21 protein-coding genes are annotated in these 19,497 nt (G+C 67.8%); 12 read left to right on the top strand and 9 right to left on the bottom strand.

Annotation, left to right across the window (positions count from 1 at the left end; translation table 11 throughout):
• Positions 1-69 precede the first annotated feature (69 nt).
• The gene (gene gltA / locus LPB142_RS06575; protein WP_068767329.1) at positions 70-1,365 is read left to right on the top strand and encodes a citrate synthase; all 1,296 of its coding nucleotides are present in this window, start codon (positions 70-72) and stop codon (positions 1,363-1,365) included.
• A gap of 163 nt (positions 1,366-1,528) precedes the next feature.
• Positions 1,529-1,966 (top strand): DUF1284 domain-containing protein, encoded by a 438-nt coding sequence (locus LPB142_RS06570; protein ID WP_068767330.1) that lies wholly within the window; start codon positions 1,529-1,531, stop codon positions 1,964-1,966.
• A gap of 50 nt (positions 1,967-2,016) precedes the next feature.
• On the opposite strand, the gene LPB142_RS06565 is transcribed toward LPB142_RS06570, so the two are convergent.
• Positions 2,017-2,571 carry a biotin transporter BioY gene (locus tag LPB142_RS06565; RefSeq protein WP_068767331.1) on the bottom strand — a complete coding sequence of 185 codons (555 nt, stop codon included), beginning with the start codon at positions 2,569-2,571 and terminating at the stop codon, positions 2,017-2,019.
• Between the two features lie 222 nt (positions 2,572-2,793).
• On the opposite strand from LPB142_RS06565, the gene LPB142_RS06560 reads away from it, so the two are divergent.
• From LPB142_RS06560 to LPB142_RS06540, 5 genes are all read left to right on the top strand, one after another.
• Positions 2,794-3,468 (top strand): SDR family NAD(P)-dependent oxidoreductase, encoded by a 675-nt coding sequence (locus LPB142_RS06560; protein ID WP_071165879.1) that lies wholly within the window; start codon positions 2,794-2,796, stop codon positions 3,466-3,468.
• Positions 3,469-3,565: 97 nt separating this feature from the next.
• Positions 3,566-4,354 carry a 5'/3'-nucleotidase SurE gene (gene surE / locus LPB142_RS06555; RefSeq protein WP_071165878.1) on the top strand — a complete coding sequence of 263 codons (789 nt, stop codon included), beginning with the start codon at positions 3,566-3,568 and terminating at the stop codon, positions 4,352-4,354.
• On the top strand, positions 4,351-5,037 hold the full coding sequence (locus LPB142_RS06550) for a protein-L-isoaspartate(D-aspartate) O-methyltransferase (RefSeq protein ID WP_068767334.1): 687 nt from the start codon (positions 4,351-4,353) through the stop codon (positions 5,035-5,037). Before surE ends, LPB142_RS06550 begins: the two co-directional genes overlap by 4 nt.
• Positions 5,038-5,088: 51 nt before the next feature.
• Entirely contained in the window at positions 5,089-6,315 is a 1,227-nt protein-coding gene (locus tag LPB142_RS06545; RefSeq protein ID WP_232230987.1) for a peptidoglycan DD-metalloendopeptidase family protein, read from the top strand.
• Positions 6,316-6,467: 152 nt separating this feature from the next.
• The gene (locus LPB142_RS06540; RefSeq protein ID WP_071165877.1) at positions 6,468-8,150 is read left to right on the top strand and encodes a putative transporter; all 1,683 of its coding nucleotides are present in this window, start codon (positions 6,468-6,470) and stop codon (positions 8,148-8,150) included.
• A gap of 27 nt (positions 8,151-8,177) precedes the next feature.
• On the opposite strand, the gene LPB142_RS06535 is transcribed toward LPB142_RS06540, so the two are convergent.
• The 5 genes from LPB142_RS06535 to LPB142_RS06515 form a co-directional block, all read right to left on the bottom strand.
• On the bottom strand, positions 8,178-8,597 hold the full coding sequence (locus tag LPB142_RS06535; RefSeq protein ID WP_068767337.1) for a DoxX family protein: 420 nt from the start codon (positions 8,595-8,597) through the stop codon (positions 8,178-8,180).
• Positions 8,598-8,771: 174 nt separating this feature from the next.
• Positions 8,772-9,608 carry an ATP-binding protein gene (locus LPB142_RS06530; RefSeq protein ID WP_071165876.1) on the bottom strand — a complete coding sequence of 279 codons (837 nt, stop codon included), beginning with the start codon at positions 9,606-9,608 and terminating at the stop codon, positions 8,772-8,774.
• Positions 9,605-10,450, bottom strand: a complete 846-nt coding sequence (tatC, locus tag LPB142_RS06525; RefSeq protein ID WP_071165875.1) for a twin-arginine translocase subunit TatC — start codon at positions 10,448-10,450, stop codon at positions 9,605-9,607. Before tatC ends, LPB142_RS06530 begins: the two co-directional genes overlap by 4 nt.
• Complete coding sequence (gene tatB / locus LPB142_RS06520; RefSeq protein WP_071165874.1) at positions 10,447-10,974, bottom strand: Sec-independent protein translocase protein TatB; 528 nt, start codon at positions 10,972-10,974, stop codon at positions 10,447-10,449. Before tatB ends, tatC begins: the two co-directional genes overlap by 4 nt.
• Positions 10,975-10,993: 19 nt before the next feature.
• Positions 10,994-11,203, bottom strand: a complete 210-nt coding sequence (locus LPB142_RS06515; protein WP_068767341.1) for a twin-arginine translocase TatA/TatE family subunit — start codon at positions 11,201-11,203, stop codon at positions 10,994-10,996.
• A gap of 175 nt (positions 11,204-11,378) precedes the next feature.
• Between LPB142_RS06515 and LPB142_RS06510 the strand changes: the two genes are divergently transcribed.
• The 3 genes from LPB142_RS06510 to LPB142_RS06500 are packed head-to-tail and all read left to right on the top strand — an operon-like array spanning position 11,379 to position 13,042.
• Positions 11,379-11,786 carry a helix-turn-helix transcriptional regulator gene (locus LPB142_RS06510; RefSeq protein ID WP_068767342.1) on the top strand — a complete coding sequence of 136 codons (408 nt, stop codon included), beginning with the start codon at positions 11,379-11,381 and terminating at the stop codon, positions 11,784-11,786.
• 8 nt (positions 11,787-11,794) lie between these two features.
• The gene (locus tag LPB142_RS06505) at positions 11,795-12,415 is read left to right on the top strand and encodes a MarC family protein (protein ID WP_068767343.1); all 621 of its coding nucleotides are present in this window, start codon (positions 11,795-11,797) and stop codon (positions 12,413-12,415) included.
• Positions 12,416-12,463: 48 nt separating this feature from the next.
• Positions 12,464-13,042, top strand: a complete 579-nt coding sequence (locus tag LPB142_RS06500; RefSeq protein WP_071165873.1) for a retropepsin-like aspartic protease family protein — start codon at positions 12,464-12,466, stop codon at positions 13,040-13,042.
• Positions 13,043-13,177: 135 nt separating this feature from the next.
• Here LPB142_RS06500 and LPB142_RS06495 read toward each other — a convergent pair whose 3' ends face one another.
• The gene (locus tag LPB142_RS06495) at positions 13,178-14,152 is read right to left on the bottom strand and encodes a magnesium transporter CorA family protein (RefSeq protein WP_068767345.1); all 975 of its coding nucleotides are present in this window, start codon (positions 14,150-14,152) and stop codon (positions 13,178-13,180) included.
• A gap of 203 nt (positions 14,153-14,355) precedes the next feature.
• On the opposite strand from LPB142_RS06495, the gene LPB142_RS19775 reads away from it, so the two are divergent.
• Positions 14,356-14,487 carry a hypothetical protein gene (locus tag LPB142_RS19775; RefSeq protein ID WP_269635461.1) on the top strand — a complete coding sequence of 44 codons (132 nt, stop codon included), beginning with the start codon at positions 14,356-14,358 and terminating at the stop codon, positions 14,485-14,487.
• Between the two features lie 301 nt (positions 14,488-14,788).
• Positions 14,789-15,073 (top strand): ArsR/SmtB family transcription factor, encoded by a 285-nt coding sequence (locus tag LPB142_RS06490; protein ID WP_231879091.1) that lies wholly within the window; start codon positions 14,789-14,791, stop codon positions 15,071-15,073.
• A 117-nt stretch (positions 15,074-15,190) separates the two neighbouring features.
• On the opposite strand, the gene LPB142_RS06485 is transcribed toward LPB142_RS06490, so the two are convergent.
• Positions 15,191-18,421: an efflux RND transporter permease subunit gene (locus LPB142_RS06485; RefSeq protein WP_071165871.1), complete on the bottom strand. Its 3,231-nt coding sequence runs from the start codon at positions 18,419-18,421 to the stop codon at positions 15,191-15,193.
• On the bottom strand, positions 18,411-19,400 hold the full coding sequence (locus LPB142_RS06480; protein WP_156894330.1) for an efflux RND transporter periplasmic adaptor subunit: 990 nt from the start codon (positions 19,398-19,400) through the stop codon (positions 18,411-18,413). The genes LPB142_RS06485 and LPB142_RS06480 overlap by 11 nt, the downstream gene beginning before the upstream one ends.
• Positions 19,401-19,497 lie beyond the last annotated feature (97 nt).

Raw genomic sequence — 19,497 nt, 5'->3', positions numbered from 1 at the left:
GGACCGCCTCCCGGGAAACCGGACGACATAACCCGGCTTGCCCAGCCGGATGACAGGAAAGGGAAGCTCATGGCTGAAACGAAACGAACTGCCACTCTGACGCTGGACGGCAAGACTTACGATCTGCCGGTGATCTCGCCGTCGGTGGGCCCGGATGTTCTCGATATCCGCAAACTCTACGGCCAGGCGGACGTGTTCACCTTCGACCCGGGCTTCACCTCGACCGCCGCCTGTGAATCGGCGATCACCTATATCGACGGCGACAAGGGCGAGCTCCTTTATCGCGGCTATCCGATCGACCAACTGGCCGAGAAATCGCATTACCTCGAAGTGTGCTACCTGCTGCTGAACGGCGAGCTGCCGAACAAGCAACAGATGGAAGATTTCGAGAACCGGATCACCCGTCACACCATGCTGCACGAGCAGATCCAGTATTTCTTCCGCGGCTTCCGTCGCGACGCGCACCCGATGGCGACCATGGTCGGCGTGGTCGGCGCGCTCTCGTCCTTCTACCACGACAGCCTCGACATCAACGACCCGTGGCAGCGCGAAGTCGCCTCGATGCGCCTCGTCGCAAAACTGCCGACGATCGCCGCCTGGGCCTATAAATATTCGATCGGCCAGCCCTTCGTCTATCCGCGCAACGACATGGGCTATGCCGAGAACTTCCTGCACATGTGCTTCTCGGTCCCGGCCGAGCCCTACAAGGTCGAGCCCGCGCTCGCCCGCGCCATGGACCGGATCTTCACGCTCCACGCCGATCACGAGCAAAACGCCTCGACCTCGACCGTCCGCCTCGCGGGCTCCTCGGGCGCGAACCCGTTTGCCTGTATCGCGGCCGGCATCGCCTGCCTGTGGGGCCCCGCCCATGGCGGCGCCAACCAGGCCTGCCTCGAGATGCTGCGTGAAATCGGCACCGTCGACCGGATCCCGGAATTCATCGCCCGCGCGAAGGACAAGAACGACCCGTTCAAGCTGATGGGCTTCGGGCACCGGGTCTACAAGAACTTCGACCCGCGCGCGAAGGTGATGAAGGAATCGGCCGACGAGGTGCTCGACCTGCTCGGCATCCACGACAACCCGACCCTGCAGGTGGCCAAGGAGCTCGAGAAGATCGCGCTGCAAGACCCCTATTTCATCGAGAAGAAGCTCTACCCGAACGTCGACTTCTACTCGGGCATCATCCTCGAGGCGATGGGCTTCCCGACCGCGATGTTCACCCCGATCTTCGCGCTGTCGCGCACCGTCGGCTGGATCTCGCAGTGGAAAGAGATGATCGGCGACCCGGCCGGCAAGATCGGCCGCCCGCGCCAGCTCTACACCGGCGAGACCTTCCGCGACTACGTCCCGGTCGAGAACCGCTGATCAGCGCCGCAATGACTGAAGGCCGGGGAGAAATCCCCGGCCTTTTCGCTTGAACTTCCTGCCTCCGGCGGGCGTATTTTTGCCAAGAAGAAACCCTGTCGCTTCTTCTTGGACCAAATACGCAAATCCGCCGCCGCCACGAGGCCAGACGGACGATCCTGAGATGCCCCAGAGCCCCCTGCGCTACCGCCCGCATCATTTCCTTTGTTCGCTCGGCTTCGAGGGCAAGGGCTACAGCCCCGAGTTCACCGCCAATATGAGCGCGATCGTGCTGGGTCGGCTGCGCGCGGCGCGCGGGGAGGCGGTCGAGATCGAGGTGGTGGGCGCGGCCGATGATATCTGCGCGCCCTGCCCCGCGCGGCGCGGCGAGGGCTGCGAGAGCCAGGCCAAGATCGCTGCGCTCGATGCCGCGCATGGCCGCGCGCTCGGGCTGGCGCCGGGGGATCGGCTGAGCTGGGGCGAGGCGCGCGCGCGGATGCGGGCTCTGCCCGAGGGCGCGCTCTCCGAGATCTGCGCGCCGTGCCAGTGGCTTGCCTACGGGATGTGCGAGGCGGCGCTCGCGCGGTTGAAGACCGCGCCCGAACCCTCTGATCCGCAATGAAAAACGCCGCCCCGAGGGGCGGCGTTTCGCGAAGTCTTGAGGCGCGAGGCTCAGCCGCGCTTGGCCAGAGCCGCCCAGCCGCCCGAGACGACGAGCGCGGCGAGAACCGCCTTGACCGCATCGCCCGCGAGGAACGGCATCATCCAGCCCGAGAGCAGCTCGGGCATGGTCTTGCCCATCAGCACCGCCGGATAGGCGAGGCCCGGGATGTAGAGCACCACGGTCGCCGCGAGGCCTGCGAGCGAGAGCCCGATCACCGATTTCACGCCACGGTCGGCGGCAAAGCCCGCCACCGCGACCATCGCGAGGAAGCCGAGCAGGAAGCCCGCCGTCGGGCCGAAGAAGGCGGCGGTCGAACCGCCATTGGCGAGCACCGGCAGGCCCATCGCCGCTTGCGCGAGCCAGGCGGCCACGGTCGCCACGCCCATGCGGGTGCCCATGGTCAGGCCGATGGTCAGCACCGCGAGCGTTTGCAGCGTCATCGGCACCGGGAACATCGGCACCGAGATTTGCGAGGCAACCGCGAGCAGCGCCGAGCCGCCGAGCACCATCGCGGCGCGGGGGGCAATCGAGGTGGAGGGCACGAGGGCCTTCGAAAGCGTCATGGCAGAACCTTCCGCATGAGTGGATAATATTGTTGCGCACCTTGGCGAGTCAGCGCGGCCTTGTCAATCGACTGACGCGGCGAAAGGGCACAGTTGCAAAGAAGCGCGCCGAAGCACGCGCAAATTTGCAAAACTCTGCGCGACGCCCCGCCGCAGCCTCGCCCCCGACGAGCGCGCGCGAGGCTCTTGCGCGCCCGCGCGCGCTCTGGCATCAGATCGCGCATGAGCACGCCCCTTACCCCCCCGCAAGAGCCCCAGAAACTGGCCCTGATCACCGGCGCCTCGCGCGGCCTCGGCTTCTCGCTTGGCGAGGCGCTGGCGGGCGCGGGCTGGCATGTGATGGCGGTGGCGCGCACGGTGGGCGGGCTCGAGGAGCTCGACGACAAGATCCAGGGCGCGGGCCATGGCGCGGCGACGCTCGCGCCGCTCGATGTGACCGAGCCCGAGCAGATGGCCTATATGGCCGAGATGATCGCGGGGCGGTTCGGCGGCGTCCAGCTCTGGGCGCATTGCGCGATCCATGCCGCGCCGCTGTGCCCGGCGGGTCATCTCGACGCCAAGGATTTCGCGAAATCGGTGGCGACCAACATGACCGCGACGGCGGGGCTGATCCCGCTGATCGAGCCGCTCCTGCGCGCGGGCGACGGCACGGCGCTCTTTTTCGACGACCCGCGGGCGGGCGAGAAATTCTTCGGCTCCTATGGCGCGACCAAGGCCGGGCAGATGGCGCTGGTGCGCAGCTGGCAGGCCGAAGCGGTCAAGATCGGCCCGCGGATCGTGATCGACACCCCCGCGCCGATGGCCACCGCAACGCGCGCACGCTTCTTCCCGAGCGAGGACCGCGCCGCGCTCGCAAGCTGCGCCGACGAGGCCGCGCGGATCGTCGCGGCGCTCTGAAGCTGCGGCTTCGGGGCGACACTTCGGCGCCCTGCACCCCGCCCCGCTTTACCCCCGCGCGCGCGCGCGCTAATCAGGGGAAAAGCGAGGGGGAAAGATGCGCATTCTGATCACCAATGACGACGGGATCCACGCCCCGGGCCTCGAGGTTCTCGAGGCGATCGCGGCCGAGATCGCGGGCCCCGAGGGCGAGGTCTGGGTCGTGGCGCCCGCCTTCGAGCAATCCGGCGTCGGCCATTGCATCAGCTACACCCGCCCGATGATGATCGCCCAGCACGGGCCGCGCCGCTTTGCCGCCGAGGGCACGCCGGCCGATTGTGTGCTCGCGGGGCTTTATGATGTGCTCAAGGACGGCCGCCCCGATCTCGTCCTCTCCGGCGTCAACCGCGGCAACAACTCGGCCGAGAACGCGCTCTATTCGGGCACGCTCGGCGGGGCGATGGAGGCAGCACTCCAGGGCGTGCCCGCGATCGCGCTGAGCCAGTTCCTCGGGCCCGACTGCATGGGCCCCGGGCTCGACCCGTTCGAGGCCGCGCGGGTGCATGGCGCGGATCTGGTGCGCCGGCTCTGGACGAACGGCATCTGGGACAACGGCCCCTACCGGGTCTTTTACAACGTCAATTTCCCGCCGGTGCCGGCGGCGGCGGTGAAGGGCGCGCAGGTCGCCGCGCAGGGCTATCGCACCGACAGTTTCTTCACCGTCGAGCCGCAGCACTCGCCCACGGGTCGGCGCTTTCTCTGGGTCAAGGGCGGCCCGCAGCATACCGCGACCGCGCCGGGCACCGATGCGGCGGCCAACCTCGAGGGCTATATCTCGGTCACGCCGATGCGCGCCGATCTGACCGCGCATGACGTTCTGGCCGATCTCGCGGCGGCGCTGGCATGAGCGAGCCCACCGCGCCCGAGCCCGAGGAGACGGCGCCGAGCGCCGAGGAGCTGGCCGAGCGCAAGATGCGCTTCCTCTTCGCGCTGCGCTCGAAAGGCGTGACGGATCAACGGGTTCTGGGCGCGATGGAGCGGATCGACCGCGGCCTGTTCGTGCGCAATATCTTCGCCGGGCGCGCCTATGAGGATATGCCCCTGCCGATCGCCTGCGGCCAGACGATCTCGCAGCCCTCGATCGTGGCGCTGATGACCCAGGCGCTGGAGACCAGCCCGCGCGACACGGTGCTCGAGGTGGGCACGGGCTCGGGCTATCAGGCGGCGGTGCTGAGCTGCCTCGTGCGCCGCGTCTATACGGTCGACCGCCACCGTCGGCTCGTGCGCGAGGCCGAGGGGCTCTTCCGCGCGCTCGGCCTGCCCAATATCGTGGCGCTGGCGGGCGATGGCGCGCTTGGCCTGCCCGATCAGGCGCCCTTCGACCGCATTCTCGTCACCGCCGCGGCCGAAGATCCGCCCGGGCTGCTGTTGTCGCAGCTCAAGATCGGCGGTATCATGGTTGTGCCTGTCGGCCAGTCGGATACGGTGCAAAGCCTGATCCGCGTGCGCCGGCTCGAGAGCGGGTATGATTACGAAGAGCTGCGCCCCGTGCGCTTCGTGCCGCTCGTCGAAGGCCTGGCAAGCGACTGAAATTCAAAGACAAGCCCCGCCGAAGGGGCCCTGAGACCGAGGACCGAGCTGATGACCGAAGCCCCCAAGCCCACCCGTCTGGTTCCGCTTCTGATGACCGGCGCCGCGCTGCTGGCGCTCACCGCCTGCTCCGATTTCGACCCCGATCTGCGCAAATTCGGCAAATCCGGTTTCGATACCTCGGCCGCGGCGCGTCAGGCCACCGCCGACCGCCCGACGCCCGACAGCCGCGGCGTGATCTCGTACCCGAATTATCAGGTCGCGGTGGCGCGCAACGGCGATACCGTCGCCTCGGTCGCGGCGCGCGTCGGCGTCGATCCGGCCGAGCTTGCGCGCTATAATGCGGTCTCGCCGGAGGCGGCGCTGAACAAGAACGAGGTGCTCGCCCTGCCCCGCCGGGTGGCCGAGCCCGCCGCGCCCGCCGCCACGGCCCCCGCCGGGACCGGCACCGAAACCATCGACATCACCTCGCTCGCCTCCTCGGCGATCGACCGCGCCGAGGCGAGCCAGCCCGCCGCGAGCGCACCTGCCGCTGCGCCCGCCGCCGCCGCCCCCGCGCCGAGCGCCGCCAAGGCCGCCGCCGCCGCCGCCGGCCCCGAGCCCGTGCGCCACAAGGTCGCCCGCGGCGAGACCGCCTATTCGATTGCGCGTTATTACAACGTGCCGGTGCGCTCGCTGGCCGACTGGAACGGCCTGCCCGCCGATCTCAACGTCCGCGAGGGGCAATATCTGCTGATCCCGGTGGCCGCCGCCAAGACCCAGGTCGCCGCCGCCGAGCCCACCACCGAGCCGGGCGCGGGCTCGCCCACGCCGACGCCGCCCTCGGCCGCCAAACCCCTGCCCGACGAGGCGCCGCCGAAGGCCTCCGAGCCCGTCGACACCAGCGCCGCGCCCGACATGGGCGGCCAGCGCACCGCCGCCTCGGCCAAATCGCGGCTGCAAATGCCGGTCTCGGGCGCGATCATCCGCCCCTATGTGAAGAAGAAAAACGACGGGATCGACATCGCCTCCGCCGCCGGCACCCCCGTCGCCGCGGCCGAGGGCGGCACCGTGATCGTGCTCAGCCAGGATACCGAGCAGGTCTATTTCATCGGCATCAAACACCCCGACAATCTGGTGACGATCTACTACAACGTCACCGATATCGCGGTGCAGAAGGGCGCCGCCGTCAAGCGCGGCCAGACCATCGCCAAGGTCGCGGGCGGCCAGCCGGCCTATCTGCATTTCGAGGTCCGCAAGGGCATCGACAGCGTCGACCCGATGCCCTACCTCGAATAACCCGTTGCGGGCGCGGAAGTTTTCGGCAGATGCCGCGCCTGGATACGAAATTTCAATCTCCATGTGAGAGAGCTGTTGACCGCAGAGGTCACGGCCCGCACCCTGCGTCTTGAGGCGCGGGGACGTGCCGTTTGCGTCAGAAAGGGGCAAACATGAACGCGCTCGTCGCATTCTTGCAAGGGCTTCCGGCGGTCGCGCTGGCGAGTATCGCGCTCGGGGTGGCGGGCTCGCTCGGGCTCTGGCTCGGCGGGCTGAACTGGCGCGGGATCGGGCTCGGCATCGGCGGCGTGCTCTTCGCGGGGATCTTCGTCGGCCATGTCGCGGGCGCCGCGGGGCTGCATTTCGATGCCGAAATGATGGAATTCGTGCGCGAATTCGGGCTGATCCTGTTCGTTTTCACGATCGGCATCCAGGTCGGGCCGGGCTTCTTCTCGACGCTGCAAAAATCCGGGCTTCAGCTCAATATCATCGCGGCCTCGGTGGTCCTGCTTGGCGTGCTGACGGCGGCGGCGCTGCATTTTGTGGCGGGGGTGCCGGTGCCCGCGCTCGTCGGCGTGATGTCGGGGGCGGTGACCAACACGCCGGGCCTTGGCGCCGCGACTCAGGCGCTGAAAGACATCGGCGCCGACCCGGCGACGGTGGCGCTGCCGGGCCTGGGCTATGCAGTCGCCTATCCGTTCGGGATCGTGGGCATCCTGATCTCGATGCTCGTCGTGCGCGCGGTCTTCCGGGTGAAGATCGAGGCCGAGGAGGAGGCCTTCGAGCAGAGCCGACGCCGCGGCGCGGGCGCGCTGCCGGCGATGAACGTGGCGCTGCGCAACCCGAATTTCGAGGGGCTGAGCCTCGGCGAGGTGCCCGATCTCTACGACGCCGGCGTCGTCGTGTCGCGGCTGCGCAAGGGCGACCAGCTCCTCCACCCGAGCCGCTCGATGCGCCTCGCGCTTGGCGATATCCTCCATCTCGTGGGGCCGGCGGAGAAGCTCCACAACATGATGTTGATCCTCGGCGAAGAGGTCGATGTCGCCCTCACCACGACCAAGGGCACCAACCTGACCTGGCAGCGCGTGGTGGTGACCGAGAAGAAGGCGCTCGGCCGCCATCTGCGCGATTTCGGCCTCGAAGGGCATGGGGTCTCGGTCTCGCGGGTGATGCGGGCGGGCACCGAGCTCACCGCCCAAGGCAGCCTCGCGCTGCAATTTGGCGATATCCTCACCGTGGTCGGCGCGCAGGAGGATATCGCGAGCATCAAGACCCTCTTTGGCGACCGCAACGCGGCCCTCGAACAGGCGCAGTTCTCGGCCGTGTTCTTCGGCATCGTGCTCGGCGTGCTGGTCGGCTCGATCCCGATCCTGCTGCCCGGCCTGCCCGCCCCGCTCAAACTCGGCCTCGCAGGCGGCCCGCTCGTCGTCGCGATCGCGCTTTCGCGGCTGGGCTTCTTCGGGCCCTTCGTGTTCTTCATGCCGCCGGTCGCGAACCACGCGCTGCGCGAGCTCGGGATCATCCTCTTTCTCGCGGCGGTCGGGCTGAAAGCGGGGGGCAATTTCCTCGAGACGCTGACCCGCGGCGAGGGCTTTCACTGGATGGGCTATGGCGCGCTGATCACGCTCATTCCGCTCCTGACCGTCGGGATCGTGGCGCGCGCGGTCTGGAAGGTGAATTACCTCAGCCTCGCGGGCGTGATGGCCGGCTCGATGACCGACCCGCCCGCGCTCGCCTTCGCCAATGCGATGTCGGGCTCCTCGGCGCAATCGATCGGCTATGCGTCGGTCTATCCGCTGGTCATGTGCCTGCGGATCCTCGCGCCGCAACTTCTGGTCTTGCTCTTGATGTCGTAAAGGGGGGGCAGCGCCCCCCTTTTTCTGTCATTTGGTCAGCGCGAGGAGCCCGCCGCCGAGGAGCGCTTGCACGAAGAGCGCGACGGTCCAGAACGCCGGATATTCCCAGCCGCCATTGGCATTGGTGAACCAAAAGCCGTTCGGACCATGGGCAAGGATCGCGGCGCCAAGCAGAACCGGGATCAGCGCGAGGGCCACGAGGCTCGTCTGGAAGCCAAGGAGCAGGGCGAGCGCGCCGAGGATCTCCACCGCGATGGTGACATAGGCGAGCGCGCCGGGCAGGCCGAGCGATTGGAAGTAGCCTGCGGCGCCGGCCGGGGTGAAGACGAAGATCTTCAGCCAGGCATGGGCGAGGAACAGCCCCGCGAGGGCAAGGCGCAGCACGAGCGCGGCGGCGGCGATCGCGGTTTCGGAGCCGAAGCCGAAAGTGGCGAGCAGGTTGGTCATTTCATCTCTCCTTCAGGACCGCGGGGCGGTCGTTCATTGGTCATGGGGGAGAGATACGCCCAAGTGACTATGCACAAAATGGACTTATTTGAGAATGACTATCCGCCATACGTTCTCAATATGGAATGCAAAACGCGCCCCGGGGGGCGCGCGTTCCACTCGGCTCGATGGCGGTCAGAGCGCGATGCCGCGTCGCCCCGCGAGATCGGAGAAATATTGCCAGGCGACCCGGCCTGAGCGGCTGCCGCGTGTCGCCTGCCATTCGATCGCCTCGGCGCGCAGCTCGTCTGCGCCGATCTCGACCCCATAGGCCGCGCAATAGCCCGCGATCATGGCGAGGAATTCATCCTGGCTGCAGGGGTGGAAGCCGAGCCAGAGCCCGAAGCGATCCGAGAGCGAGACCTTTTCCTCGACCGCCTCGGCGGGGTTGATCGCGGTCGAGCGCTCGTTCTCGATCATGTCGCGCGGCATCAGGTGGCGCCGGTTCGAGGTCGCATAGAGCAGCACATTGGCCGGCCGCCCCTCGATCCCGCCATCGAGCACCGCCTTCAGGCTCTTGTAATGCTGGTCGTCATGGCTGAACGACAGGTCATCGCAAAAGAGCAAGAACCGGCTGCCGGAGGCGCGCAGATGGTTCATCAGCCGCCCCACCGAGGGCAGATCCTCGCGCGCAAGCTCCACCAGTTTGAGCGGCAGCCCCTGCGCCAGCACCTCGGCATGCACCGCCTTGACGAGCGAGCTCTTGCCCATCCCCCGCGCGCCCCACAGCAGCGCATTGTTCGCCGCATAGCCGCGCGCGAATTGCAGCGTATTGGCCAAGAGCGTGTCGCGCGCGCGGTCGATGCCGCGCAAGAGGTCGAGCGCCACCCGGCTGACCTTGCGCACCGGCACCAGCCGGTCAGGCTCGGTCGCCCAGAGAAACGCCTCGGCGGCGCCGAAATCGGGCGCCGGGCGCGGCGCGGGGGCCATGCGCTCGAGCGCCTCGGCGATGCGGGTCAGCGCGTCGCTCATGCCTTGCCCTCGTCTTCGTCCTCGTCCTCATCGACCCAGGTGCCCTCGGCGCGCATCTTCGCCTCGCGCTTGCGCTCGATCCGTGCGACAAGCTGGATCGCGACCTCGTAAAGCCCGTAGACCACCGAGAAGAGCGTCACCTGGCTGACCACATCGGGCGGCGTCGCGATCGCGGCGACGATCAGGATCACCACCACCGCATAGCGGCGCACGCTGGCGAGCCCCTTGGCGGAGACAAGCCCCGCCTTGCCCATCAGCGTCAGCAGCACCGGCAGCTGGAAGCAGATCCCGAAGGCGAGGATGAACTTGATCGTCAGGTTGAGATATTCCTGCACCGAGCCCTGAAAGCCGATCGAGGCGAGCTCGTTCGTCGCGCCCTCGCCGAGGCCCCCTTGCTGGAAGCCGAGGAAGAAGGTGAAGGCCATCGGCAGGATGACGTAATAGGCGAAGGCCGCCCCCGCGAAGAACATCACCGGCGAGGCCACGAGAAACGGCAAGAACGCCGCCTTTTCAGAGCGATAGAGCCCCGGCGCGACGAAGCGCCAGAGCTGGTAGGCGATCACCGGGAAGCTCAGCGCGAAGCCCCCCACGAAGGAGATGTTGATCGCGACGAAGAAGCCCTCTTGCAGCTTGATCAGGTAGAGGCCGCATTGCTGGCCGCGATCGGCGAGCGCCTGACAGATCGGGTGGGTCAGGAAGTTGAAGATGTAGTTCCAGACCGAATAGGCCGCGACCATGGCCACCACGAAGGCGCCGAGCGCATAGAGGATGCGCGTGCGCAGCTCCGCCAGATGCTCGATCAGCGGCGCTGCGGTGTCGTCGAGATTGTCGTTCGCGCTCATGCCTCACCCTTCTTGGCGGCGGGTTTCTTGCCGGGTTTGGGCGCGGGTTTGTCGGCCGCACCGGCCGCCTCGGCGGGCTTGGGCTTTGCCTCGGGCGCAGGCGCCGGGGCGGGTTCGGGGGCCAGATCGGGCTCGTCGTCGAGCTCGTCCGGATGCGCCTCGAAAGCCGCCGGAGCCGCGTCTTGCGGGTCGGCCGGGAAGGCCGGCGCGCCGGGGGCCTTGATCGCGCCGGGCAGCTTCGGATCCCAGTTCTCGAACTTCTCCGTCACGCGGTCGAGCGCATCGAGCCCGAGCGATTTCTTCGAGGTCAGGCCCTTGAGATCCTTGACGTTTTGCGCCGCCGCATCGAGGCCGCTGTCGCGCGCGGCCTCCTCCATCGCGCGCGAGAATTCGCGCCCCATCGCCCGCGCCTTGGCGGTCATCCGCCCCAGCGAATGGAACATATGGGGCAGATCCTTCGGCCCGACCACGATCAGCGCCACGACGCCGATCAGCAAGAGCTCGCTCCAACCGATATCCAACATGGCGCGCCGCCCTTCCGGATCAGACCTTGTCCTTCTCGGAGGTCACATCCTTGGCGGCCTCGGCTTTCGCATCCTCGACCTCCTTGGCGCCATCATTCACGCCCTTCTTGAAGGCGGTGATGCCCTTGCCGACCTCGCCCATCAGCGAGCTGACCTTGCCCTTGCCGAAAAGCACGAGCACGACGACCGCGATCAGGAGCAGGCCGGGGATACCGATATTGTTGAGCATGTCTTGTCCTCATCTCTCGGGAGGCCGCGCCTCCGCAGGGGTTTGAGGTATTATGCAAAAGGGGGCGGGGCGGCAAAGGGCGATTTCGGGGCTTTTCGGCGCGGGCGGCGAGATTACTGACAGTTAATTGTCAGTTGCTCCCCGCCGCGCTAGGATCGGTCCAAAGGAGAGCCCGATGCCCCGCAACGACCGTTTGCAAAGCCTGATCGTGATCTTGCGCGATGGCGAGATGCACCGCGCCCGCGATCTGGCGGCGCGACTCGGGGTCTCGGAGCGCACGATCTGGCGCGACATGGCCGAGCTGCAGGCCTTCGGCGTGCCGGTGCAGGGCAGCCGCGGCGTGGGCTACATGCTGCGCCGGGCGCTGGCGCTGCCGCCGCTCGTGCTCACCCCCGAGGAGGTCGCCGCGCTCGGCCATCTGCTGCGCCTCGCCGAGGCCCATGTCGATACGCGCATCGGCGCAGGCGCGCGCTCGCTCGCGGCGAAGATCCGCGCCGCCCTGCCCCCCGAGGCGGAGGAGGACGAAAACCCGGTCGAGATCGCCCCCTCGCCCCCTCTGGCGCCGCCCGACGCGGCGCGCTAGATTGCGCCATGGTCCTTGCCGAATATATCACCGCTTTCGTCACCCTCTTCGTCGTGGTCGACCCGATCGGCCTCGCGCCGCTCTTCATCGCGCTCACCCAGGGCCAGTCGGCGCGCGCGCGCATCAAGGTAGGGCTGCGCGCCACGCTGATCGCGGCGGGGCTTCTGACGCTCTTCGGGCTCTTCGGCGACAAGATCCTGCTTGGCATCGGCATCTCGATGCCCGCCTTCCGCATCGCGGGGGGCGTGCTTCTGTTCCTGACCGCGCTCGATATGCTCTTCGAGCGCCGCACCCAGCGCCGCGAGGGCCAGCAGGCCGAGCCCGCGCACGACCCCTCGGTCTTCCCCCTCGCCACGCCGCTGATCGCGGGCCCGGGCGCGATGGCGACGATGATCCTGCTCGCCGGCGCCCCCGATGCCACCGCCACCGATATCCTCGGCGTCCATCTCGTCATGCTGGCGGTTCTGGCCTGCGTCTTTGCGCTCTTCCTCGTCGCGACCCCGCTCGAGCGGCTTTTGGGGCGCACCGGCACGATGGTGGTGACGCGGCTTCTCGGCATGCTCCTCGCCGCGCTCGCGATCCAGTTCATCCTCGACGGGCTGAAAGGCGCCGGGCTGATGGGCGGCTGAGGCAATCCGCCCCTTCGCAAATCGCCCCGCGCGCCCTACATCTTGGCCATGGACAGCCAGACCCTCGCCCGCCTGATCTATCTTGGCCTCCTTGCCGTCGCGGTGGGGGGCTATTTCGTGATCGAGTTCCGCCGCCGCCCGCAGCGCACGCTGCAACAGGCGATGCTCTGGGGGCTGATCTTTCTCGGCACGCTGGCCGCGGTCGGGCTCTGGAACGATGTCCGCCGCGGCGTGATGCCGAGCCAATCGGTGCTCGCCGATGGCCGGATCGAGGCGCCGCTCGCCCCCGACGGGCATTACTACCTCACCGCGGCGGTGAACGGCGTGCCGGTGCGCTTTGTCGTCGACACGGGCGCCACCGATATCGTGCTGACCGCGCGCGACGCGGCGCGCGTCGGGCTCGATGTGGCGGGGCTCGCCTATGTCGGCCAGGCGCGCACCGCCAATGGCGTGATCCGCACCGCGCCGGTGCGGCTTGCCTCGATGGAGCTCGGCCCGATCCATGACGCCAATGTCCGCGCGGTGGTGAACGACGCCGAGATGGATACCTCGCTGATGGGGATGACCTATCTGACCCGCTTCGCCCGCGTCGAGATCACCCGCGACCGGCTGGTGCTCGAGCGCTGAAGCCCGGCGCGCCGCCCCTGTTTGCGTCGATTTTGCGTATTTTTGCCAAGAAGAAGGGGGGAAGCGGCGCCCTGTCCCTTCTTCTTGGTCCAAATACGCAAAACCCGCCCGCCCCACCGGCGCGGCGGCCGGGTCTCAGAGCCAATCTTTCCACTTGAAGAAGGCCCAGGTGCCCACCGCCGAGGCCGCCATCAGCCCCAGCGCCAGGGGATAGCCCCAGGGGTTGTCGAGCTCGGGCATGTGGTGGAAGTTCATCCCGTAGATCGAGGCGATCATCGTCGGCGGCATGAAGAGCGCGGCCACCACCGAGACGATCCGCACGGTGACGTTCTGCGCGAGGTTGATCATGCCGAGCGTGGCATCGACCGAGAGCGACACGCGCGAGCTGAGAAAATCGCCGTGCACGGTGAGCGAACCGATGTCGCGCATCTGGCTTTTCACGATGGAGCGCAGCTCCTTGCCCTGCGGGTTGGTGCCGAGCGTCTGGTCGAAGAAGGAGAGCGCGCGTTCGAGGGTAAGCAGCGCGAGCTTCACCCGGCCGACGAGTTCGCCCTGCCGGCCGACCTCTTCAAGCGCGAGTTGCAGCTCGGAGGGCGAGATCTTCTTGCCCGAGAGCACCTGCGCCGAGACCCGGTCGAGGGTGCGCCCTACCCCTTCGAGCAGGTCCGCCTGCCGCGCGATGATCTCCTCGATCAGGCCCAGAAAGATCCGCTCGGCGCTCGCGCAGCCCGCGGCGGAGCGATCGGCGCGGTCGGGGAAGGTCTCGAAGCTGCGCGGCGCATGGTGGCGCACGGTGACGAGGCGGCGCTCGGTCAGGATGAAGCTCACCGGGCCGGAGATCTGCGCGCCGTCCGGCGTCAGCCCGGGCAGAACGACCGTCATCACATCGGCGTTTTCCTCGCGGTAGAGGCGGTTCGAGATCTCGATCTCTTCCATGTCGGCGAGCGTCGGCACCTCGATGCCGAGCGCCGCCACCGCCGCGGCCTGGCTGTCGAGGGGGCGGTAGAGGTCGATCCAGAGCGCGCGCTCGAGCTCCGATCCGGGGCTCATCGGGCTCTCCTGGCCGAGCCGTTGCAGGCCGCGGGTGCCCGGCTGGAAGGCGTAGAGCATGGCATCCTCCGCTGGGCTGGGCTCCTCGGCCCATCGGTAGCGTTTCGCGCGGGGCGGTCAAGGGGGGCGTGGCCGGCGGCGAGGGCTGGGGCCTGAAATTACCGCGGCCCGGCCTCAGTTCAGTCACAATCGCGCCCAAGACTGCCACATCGGGGGGCTGCGGCCCCGCAGAGCCGGGCCACGCGCCCCGGGGGGAGTGACAGATGGACCAGATTTTCCCGATCAGCTTCGACACGCTGGCGCTTGCCGTTCTGGGCATTGCGGTGCTGCGCAAGCTCGCGCGGGCGCGGGCGCGGGCGCCGCACCGCGCGCCGGCCCCGCGCGAGATCGCCTGACCGCAATTGCGCGCTCGAACCGCTTTGAGCGGCGGCGCGGCGCTGCGTCATGGCGCCGCAGGGCGCGCCGCCGGGGCGCGAAAATCGGCCAGGAATCGCCGGTTTCACGCGGGCTTGAGCGCCTGCCCCCTCGCCAGCGCCGATCCGGCATGTTATGCGCCGTCAATTGTGATAGTATGATGTCAAGTGAACGGAGCGGAGCCGCACCATGTCACCGGACGGGCTGAACACCCCCGACTATGCGACCGACCCCGGCGATGGCTGGGTGAAGGAGGGTTGCGCGCGTCTCGATGCGGAGGAGATGATCCACCGCGCGCAGGATGCCTCGAACCTGCTCAAGGCGCTCGCCCATGAGGGGCGGCTGATGATCATGTGCCACCTGAGCTCCGGCGAGAAATCGGTGACCGAGCTCGAGGGGCTTTTGGCCACGCGGCAGGCGGCGGTGAGCCAGCAGCTTGCGCGGCTGCGCCTCGAGGGGCTGGTGAGCTGCCGGCGCGAGGGCAAGGCGATCTATTATTCGCTCTCGGACCCGCGCGCGGCGCGGGTGGTGGCGACGATTTACGAGCTCTTTTGCAACGACGCCTGAGGGCGGCGACGGGCGCGGATGCGGGCGGCCTTCGGGCCGCCTTTTGCGTTTTCGGGGCGGATATGAAAACACCCGGCCCTTGCGGGGCCGGGTGCGCGGGGTCAAGACCCGGACGGATCAGGTCTTGAAGATCCGGTAGATCGCCGGGATCACCAGCACCGTCAGCAGCGTCGAGCTGAGCAGCCCGAAGAGCAGCGAGATCGCGAGGCCCTGGAAGATCGGGTCGGCGAGGATCACCACCGCGCCGATCATCGCCGCGACCGCGGTGAGCAGGATCGGCTTGAAGCGGATCGCGCCGGCCGCGATCAGGATGTCGATCGGGCCCTGGCCTTCATGGCCGCTGTGGCGGATGAAATCGACGAGCAGGATCGAGTTGCGCACGATGATCCCCGCCAGCGCGATGAAGCCGATCATCGAGGTCGCCGAGAACGGCGCGCCGAAGATCAGATGCCCCGCCATGATGCCGAGGAAGGTCAGCGGGATCGGCGTCAGGATCACCAGCGGCAGCCGGAACGAGCCGAACTGCGCCACCACGAGGATATAGATCCCCAGAAGCGCCACCCCGAAGGCCGCCCCCATATCGCGGAAGGTCACCCAGGTCACCTCCCATTCGCCGTCCCACAGGAGCGTGACCTTCGCCTCGTCCTCGGGCTGGCCGTGGAGCGAGATCTCGGGCTTTTCGCCGGGCGCCCAGTCGATCGTCTCGAGCGCATCGGAGACCGCGATCATCCCGTAGAGCGGCGCCTCGAAGGTGCCGGCGAGCTCGGCGGTGACCATCTCGGCCTCGCGGCCATTGTGGCGGAAGATCGGGAAGGAGGCCTTTTCCTCGCGCAGCGTGACGACATCGCCGAGCTCGACCACGCCGCGCGCGCCGGGCAGAAGGTTCGCCGGGATCGGCGTCGAGAGCGTCGCCTCGTCCATCACCCGCTGGCCCTTGTCGCGCTCCATCACGATCGGCAGCGGCGCGCGCTCCTGATCGCGGTGCGAATAGCCGACCGTGGTCGAGCCGTTCAAAAGCGCGATCGTGTCGAAGACATCGCCCTGCGAGACCTCAAAGAACTCCAGATCATCGGCGTTGACGGTGGCGCGCAGGCGCCGCGACTGGACCCCGAAGCTGTCATCGACATCGACGATATAGGGCACGCTTTCAAAGGCTTGCCGGATCTTTGCGGCCGCGGCGCGGCGGGTTTCGGCATCCGGGCCATAGACCTCGGCAAGCAGCGTCGAGATCACCGGCGGGCCGGGCGGGGGCTCGACCGTCTTGAGCGAGGTGCCCGCCGGCATGTCGATCCCGGCGATGATCTCGCGGATCTCGAGCGCGATCTCGTGCGAGGTGCGGTCGCGCTCGGCCTTCGGCGCGAGGTTGATCTGCACATCGCCCTGCCAGGGATATTCGCGCAGGTAGTAGTGCCGCACGAGGCCGTTGAAGTTGAAGGGCGCGGCGGTGCCGGCATGGGTCTGGGCCGAGATCACCTCGGGCAGACGCGTGACCGCCGCCGCGACCTGTTGGGCCACCGCATCGGTCGCCTCGACCGAGGCGCCCTCGGGCAGGTCGATCACCACGCTGAGCTCGGATTTGTTGTCGAAGGGCAGCAGTTTCACCGTGACATGCTTGGTATAGAGCAGCCCGAGCGAGCCGAACGACAGCACCACCGTGATCAGAAGGAACATCCCCGCCGATTTCTTGGTGGCCAGAACCGGCCGCGCGACGCGCGCATAAAGCGCGCCGAGCTTGCCGCCCTGATGGGCGTCATCGGCGTGATGGAGCGGCGCCTTGCCCGCGATCTTGACCATCAGCCAGGGCGTGATGATCACCGCGACGAAGAACGAAAAGATCATCGCCGCCGAGGCATTGGCCGGGATCGGGCTCATGTAGGGCCCCATCAGCCCGCTGACAAACAGCATCGGCAAAAGCGCCGCCACCACCGTCAGCGTCGCCACGATCGTCGGGTTGCCGACCTCGGCCACCGCCACGATCGCCTTGTGGACCCGGTCGCCCGGCCCCTTCATCCCCCAATGCCGCGCGATATTCTCGATCACCACGATCGCGTCATCGACGAGGATCCCGATCGAGAAGATCAGCGCGAAGAGCGACACGCGGTTGAGCGTATAGCCCATGATATTGGCGGCAAAGAGGGTAAGCAGGATCGTCACCGGGATCACGATCGCCACCACGATCGATTCGCGCCAGCCGATCGCGAAGAGCACGAGCGCGATGATCGAGATCGTCGCGAGGCCGAGGTGGAAGAGCAGCTCATTGGCCTTCTCATTGGCCGTCTCGCCGTAATCGCGGGTGACCTGCACCTCGATCGAGGCCGGGATCAGCTCGCCCTTGAGCTCCTCGACGCGCTCGAGGATCTTCTCGGCCACCACCACCGCGTTCGAGCCCGCGCGCTTGGCGATGGCGAGCGTGACCGCGGGGGTGCGGTTGAGCGCCTCGCCCTCGCGGGTGACATTGGCGACGATATGGTCGGTCGTGTCGGCGACATATTCGACCTTGGCGACATCGGCCACATAAACCGGCCGGCCATCGCGCGCCGAGAGCAAGAGCCCCGCGATCTCGGCCGGCGCGACCAGCGTCTGCCCCGCCACCAGGTCGATCTGCTCGCCCTTGTCGCGCAGCTTGCCCGTCGAGAACGCCCGGTTGGCCTGTTTGACCTTGTCGCTCAGCCCCTGCAACGTGATCCCGTAAAGCGCGAGCTTCTCCGGGTCGGGCTCGATGCGGATCGCCTCGGTCGCCTCGCCGACGATATAGCTCAGCCCGACATTCTCGATCTTGGTGACCTCGGTCTGCAGCTCGCGGGTGATGCGGGTGAGCTCATTGGCGCCGATATCGGTGCCGGGCTTGGCCGAGAGCGTCAGCGACACGATCGCCACGTCATCGATGCCGCGCGCCACGATCATCGGCTCGGCGATGCCCACCGGGATCCGGTCGGCATTGGCGCGCACCTTCTCATGCACCCGCAAGATCGCCGCATCGGCCGAGGTGCCGACCACGAAGCGCGCCATCACCAGCGCATAATCATCCGAGGTCTGGCTGTAGACGTGCTCGACCTCGTTGATGCCCTTGATGATGGTTTCCATCGGCTCGGTGACGAGCTTCATCGCATCGGGCGCCTTCAGGCCCGGCGCCTGGATATGCACATCGACCATCGGCACCGAGATCTGCGGCTCTTCCTCGCGCGGCAGCGAGATCAGCGCGACAAAGCCCACCGCGAGCGCGGCGAGGATCATGAGCGGCGTCAGCGCCGATTTGATGAAGGCCCGCGTCAGCCGCCCGGCGATGCCGAGCTTGTCATGGGCGAATTCGTCTTCTTCCCAGACGGGGGGCACGGGTTCAGTGCTCATCGGCCGCCACCACCGTCTCGCCGCCCATCAGGCCGGTCACGATCTCGACCATATCGGTGCCCTCGACCGTCACATGATCGCCCGGCACAACGGTGCGGATCTCGCGCGCGCCGTCTTTCTCGACGGTGACGAAATCGAGCCCCGAACGGGTCGAAACCAGCGCCGCCGGGATCCGGATCGCCTCGCGCGTGGCCAGCGGCAGGCGCACCAGCACCCGCGCATCGACAAAAGCCGAATCGAGATCGGCCACCTCGACATCGGCCGTCACCCGGCCGGTCTCGATCAGCGGATAGACCTTGGCGAGGCGCCCGGTCTTCGGGCCGGCCGCGGTCTCGATCGAGATCTCGTCGCCCTCGGCCATCGCGGTCGCGTGGCGCTCGGGCACCGAGAGCCGCAAGAAGAAGCCGCCGCCGCCGATCGTGGCAACGGTTTCGCCCGCCATCACCACCGCGCCCTTGGCCACCGGCACGGTCAGCACCCGCCCGGAGATCGGCGCGAGCACCTCGCCCTCGGTCGCCTGCTGCTCGATGACCCGGCGCGAGGCCTTCTGCGCCTCGATCTGGCCCATGTAGACATCGACCTGGGTTTGCAGCGCATCGAGCTGCTGGGTGGTCAGCACGCCGCGCGCCTTCAGCTCCTGACCGCGCTTGAGCTCGGATTGGGCATTGGCAAGCTGCGCCGCGAGCGAGGTGAGCTGCGCGTCGATCGCATTGATCTGAAAGCCGATTTTCTCATCCACGACCTTGCCGAGCGGCTGGCCCGCCTGCACCAGATCGCCCTCCTTGGCGGTCAGGTCGATCAGCGTGCCGCCCAGACGCGCGCGCGCCGGGATCGAATCCTTCGCCTCGATCCGCCCGTAGACCGCCTTCCAGTCGGTGACCTCCTCGCGCGTCACGAGATAGGGCGCGGCCCCCTCGGCCAGCACGTCCTGCGGCAAGATCAGCGCGGCCAGAGCCAGCGACAAGATCATGGATTTCATCTCGAATCCCTCCCTTCGGGCGATAAGCGTCCTTGCGGAGTGACATTCCGCTTTTTGAATATAACGGCCATACACCATCCCCGCGCCTGCGCGCAAG

The organism is Rhodobacter xanthinilyticus (assembly GCF_001856665.1).
Lineage (GTDB): Bacteria > Pseudomonadota > Alphaproteobacteria > Rhodobacterales > Rhodobacteraceae > Rhodobacter > Rhodobacter xanthinilyticus.
This window is presented reverse-complemented; position numbering and strand designations above follow the sequence as displayed.

Coding starts and splice junctions, on each gene's coding strand:
- LPB142_RS06530 (WP_071165876.1), bottom strand. CDS start 9,608: ATGAGCGACGCGCTGACCCGCATCGCCGAGGCGCTCGAGCGCATGGCC.
- LPB142_RS06515 (WP_068767341.1), bottom strand. CDS start 11,203: ATGCTCAACAATATCGGTATCCCCGGCCTGCTCCTGATCGCGGTCGTC.
- gltA (WP_068767329.1), top strand. CDS start 70: ATGGCTGAAACGAAACGAACTGCCACTCTGACGCTGGACGGCAAGACT.
- LPB142_RS06535 (WP_068767337.1), bottom strand. CDS start 8,597: ATGACCAACCTGCTCGCCACTTTCGGCTTCGGCTCCGAAACCGCGATC.
- LPB142_RS06550 (WP_068767334.1), top strand. CDS start 4,351: ATGAGCGAGCCCACCGCGCCCGAGCCCGAGGAGACGGCGCCGAGCGCC.
- LPB142_RS06490 (WP_231879091.1), top strand. CDS start 14,789: ATGATCCACCGCGCGCAGGATGCCTCGAACCTGCTCAAGGCGCTCGCC.
- LPB142_RS19775 (WP_269635461.1), top strand. CDS start 14,356: ATGGACCAGATTTTCCCGATCAGCTTCGACACGCTGGCGCTTGCCGTT.
- surE (WP_071165878.1), top strand. CDS start 3,566: ATGCGCATTCTGATCACCAATGACGACGGGATCCACGCCCCGGGCCTC.
- LPB142_RS06500 (WP_071165873.1), top strand. CDS start 12,464: ATGGACAGCCAGACCCTCGCCCGCCTGATCTATCTTGGCCTCCTTGCC.
- LPB142_RS06565 (WP_068767331.1), bottom strand. CDS start 2,571: ATGACGCTTTCGAAGGCCCTCGTGCCCTCCACCTCGATTGCCCCCCGC.
- tatC (WP_071165875.1), bottom strand. CDS start 10,450: ATGAGCGCGAACGACAATCTCGACGACACCGCAGCGCCGCTGATCGAG.
- LPB142_RS06545 (WP_232230987.1), top strand. CDS start 5,089: ATGACCGAAGCCCCCAAGCCCACCCGTCTGGTTCCGCTTCTGATGACC.
- LPB142_RS06570 (WP_068767330.1), top strand. CDS start 1,529: ATGCCCCAGAGCCCCCTGCGCTACCGCCCGCATCATTTCCTTTGTTCG.
- LPB142_RS06510 (WP_068767342.1), top strand. CDS start 11,379: ATGCCCCGCAACGACCGTTTGCAAAGCCTGATCGTGATCTTGCGCGAT.
- tatB (WP_071165874.1), bottom strand. CDS start 10,974: ATGTTGGATATCGGTTGGAGCGAGCTCTTGCTGATCGGCGTCGTGGCG.
- LPB142_RS06485 (WP_071165871.1), bottom strand. CDS start 18,421: ATGAGCACTGAACCCGTGCCCCCCGTCTGGGAAGAAGACGAATTCGCC.
- LPB142_RS06540 (WP_071165877.1), top strand. CDS start 6,468: ATGAACGCGCTCGTCGCATTCTTGCAAGGGCTTCCGGCGGTCGCGCTG.
- LPB142_RS06480 (WP_156894330.1), bottom strand. CDS start 19,400: ATGAAATCCATGATCTTGTCGCTGGCTCTGGCCGCGCTGATCTTGCCG.
- LPB142_RS06560 (WP_071165879.1), top strand. CDS start 2,794: ATGAGCACGCCCCTTACCCCCCCGCAAGAGCCCCAGAAACTGGCCCTG.
- LPB142_RS06505 (WP_068767343.1), top strand. CDS start 11,795: ATGGTCCTTGCCGAATATATCACCGCTTTCGTCACCCTCTTCGTCGTG.
- LPB142_RS06495 (WP_068767345.1), bottom strand. CDS start 14,152: ATGCTCTACGCCTTCCAGCCGGGCACCCGCGGCCTGCAACGGCTCGGC.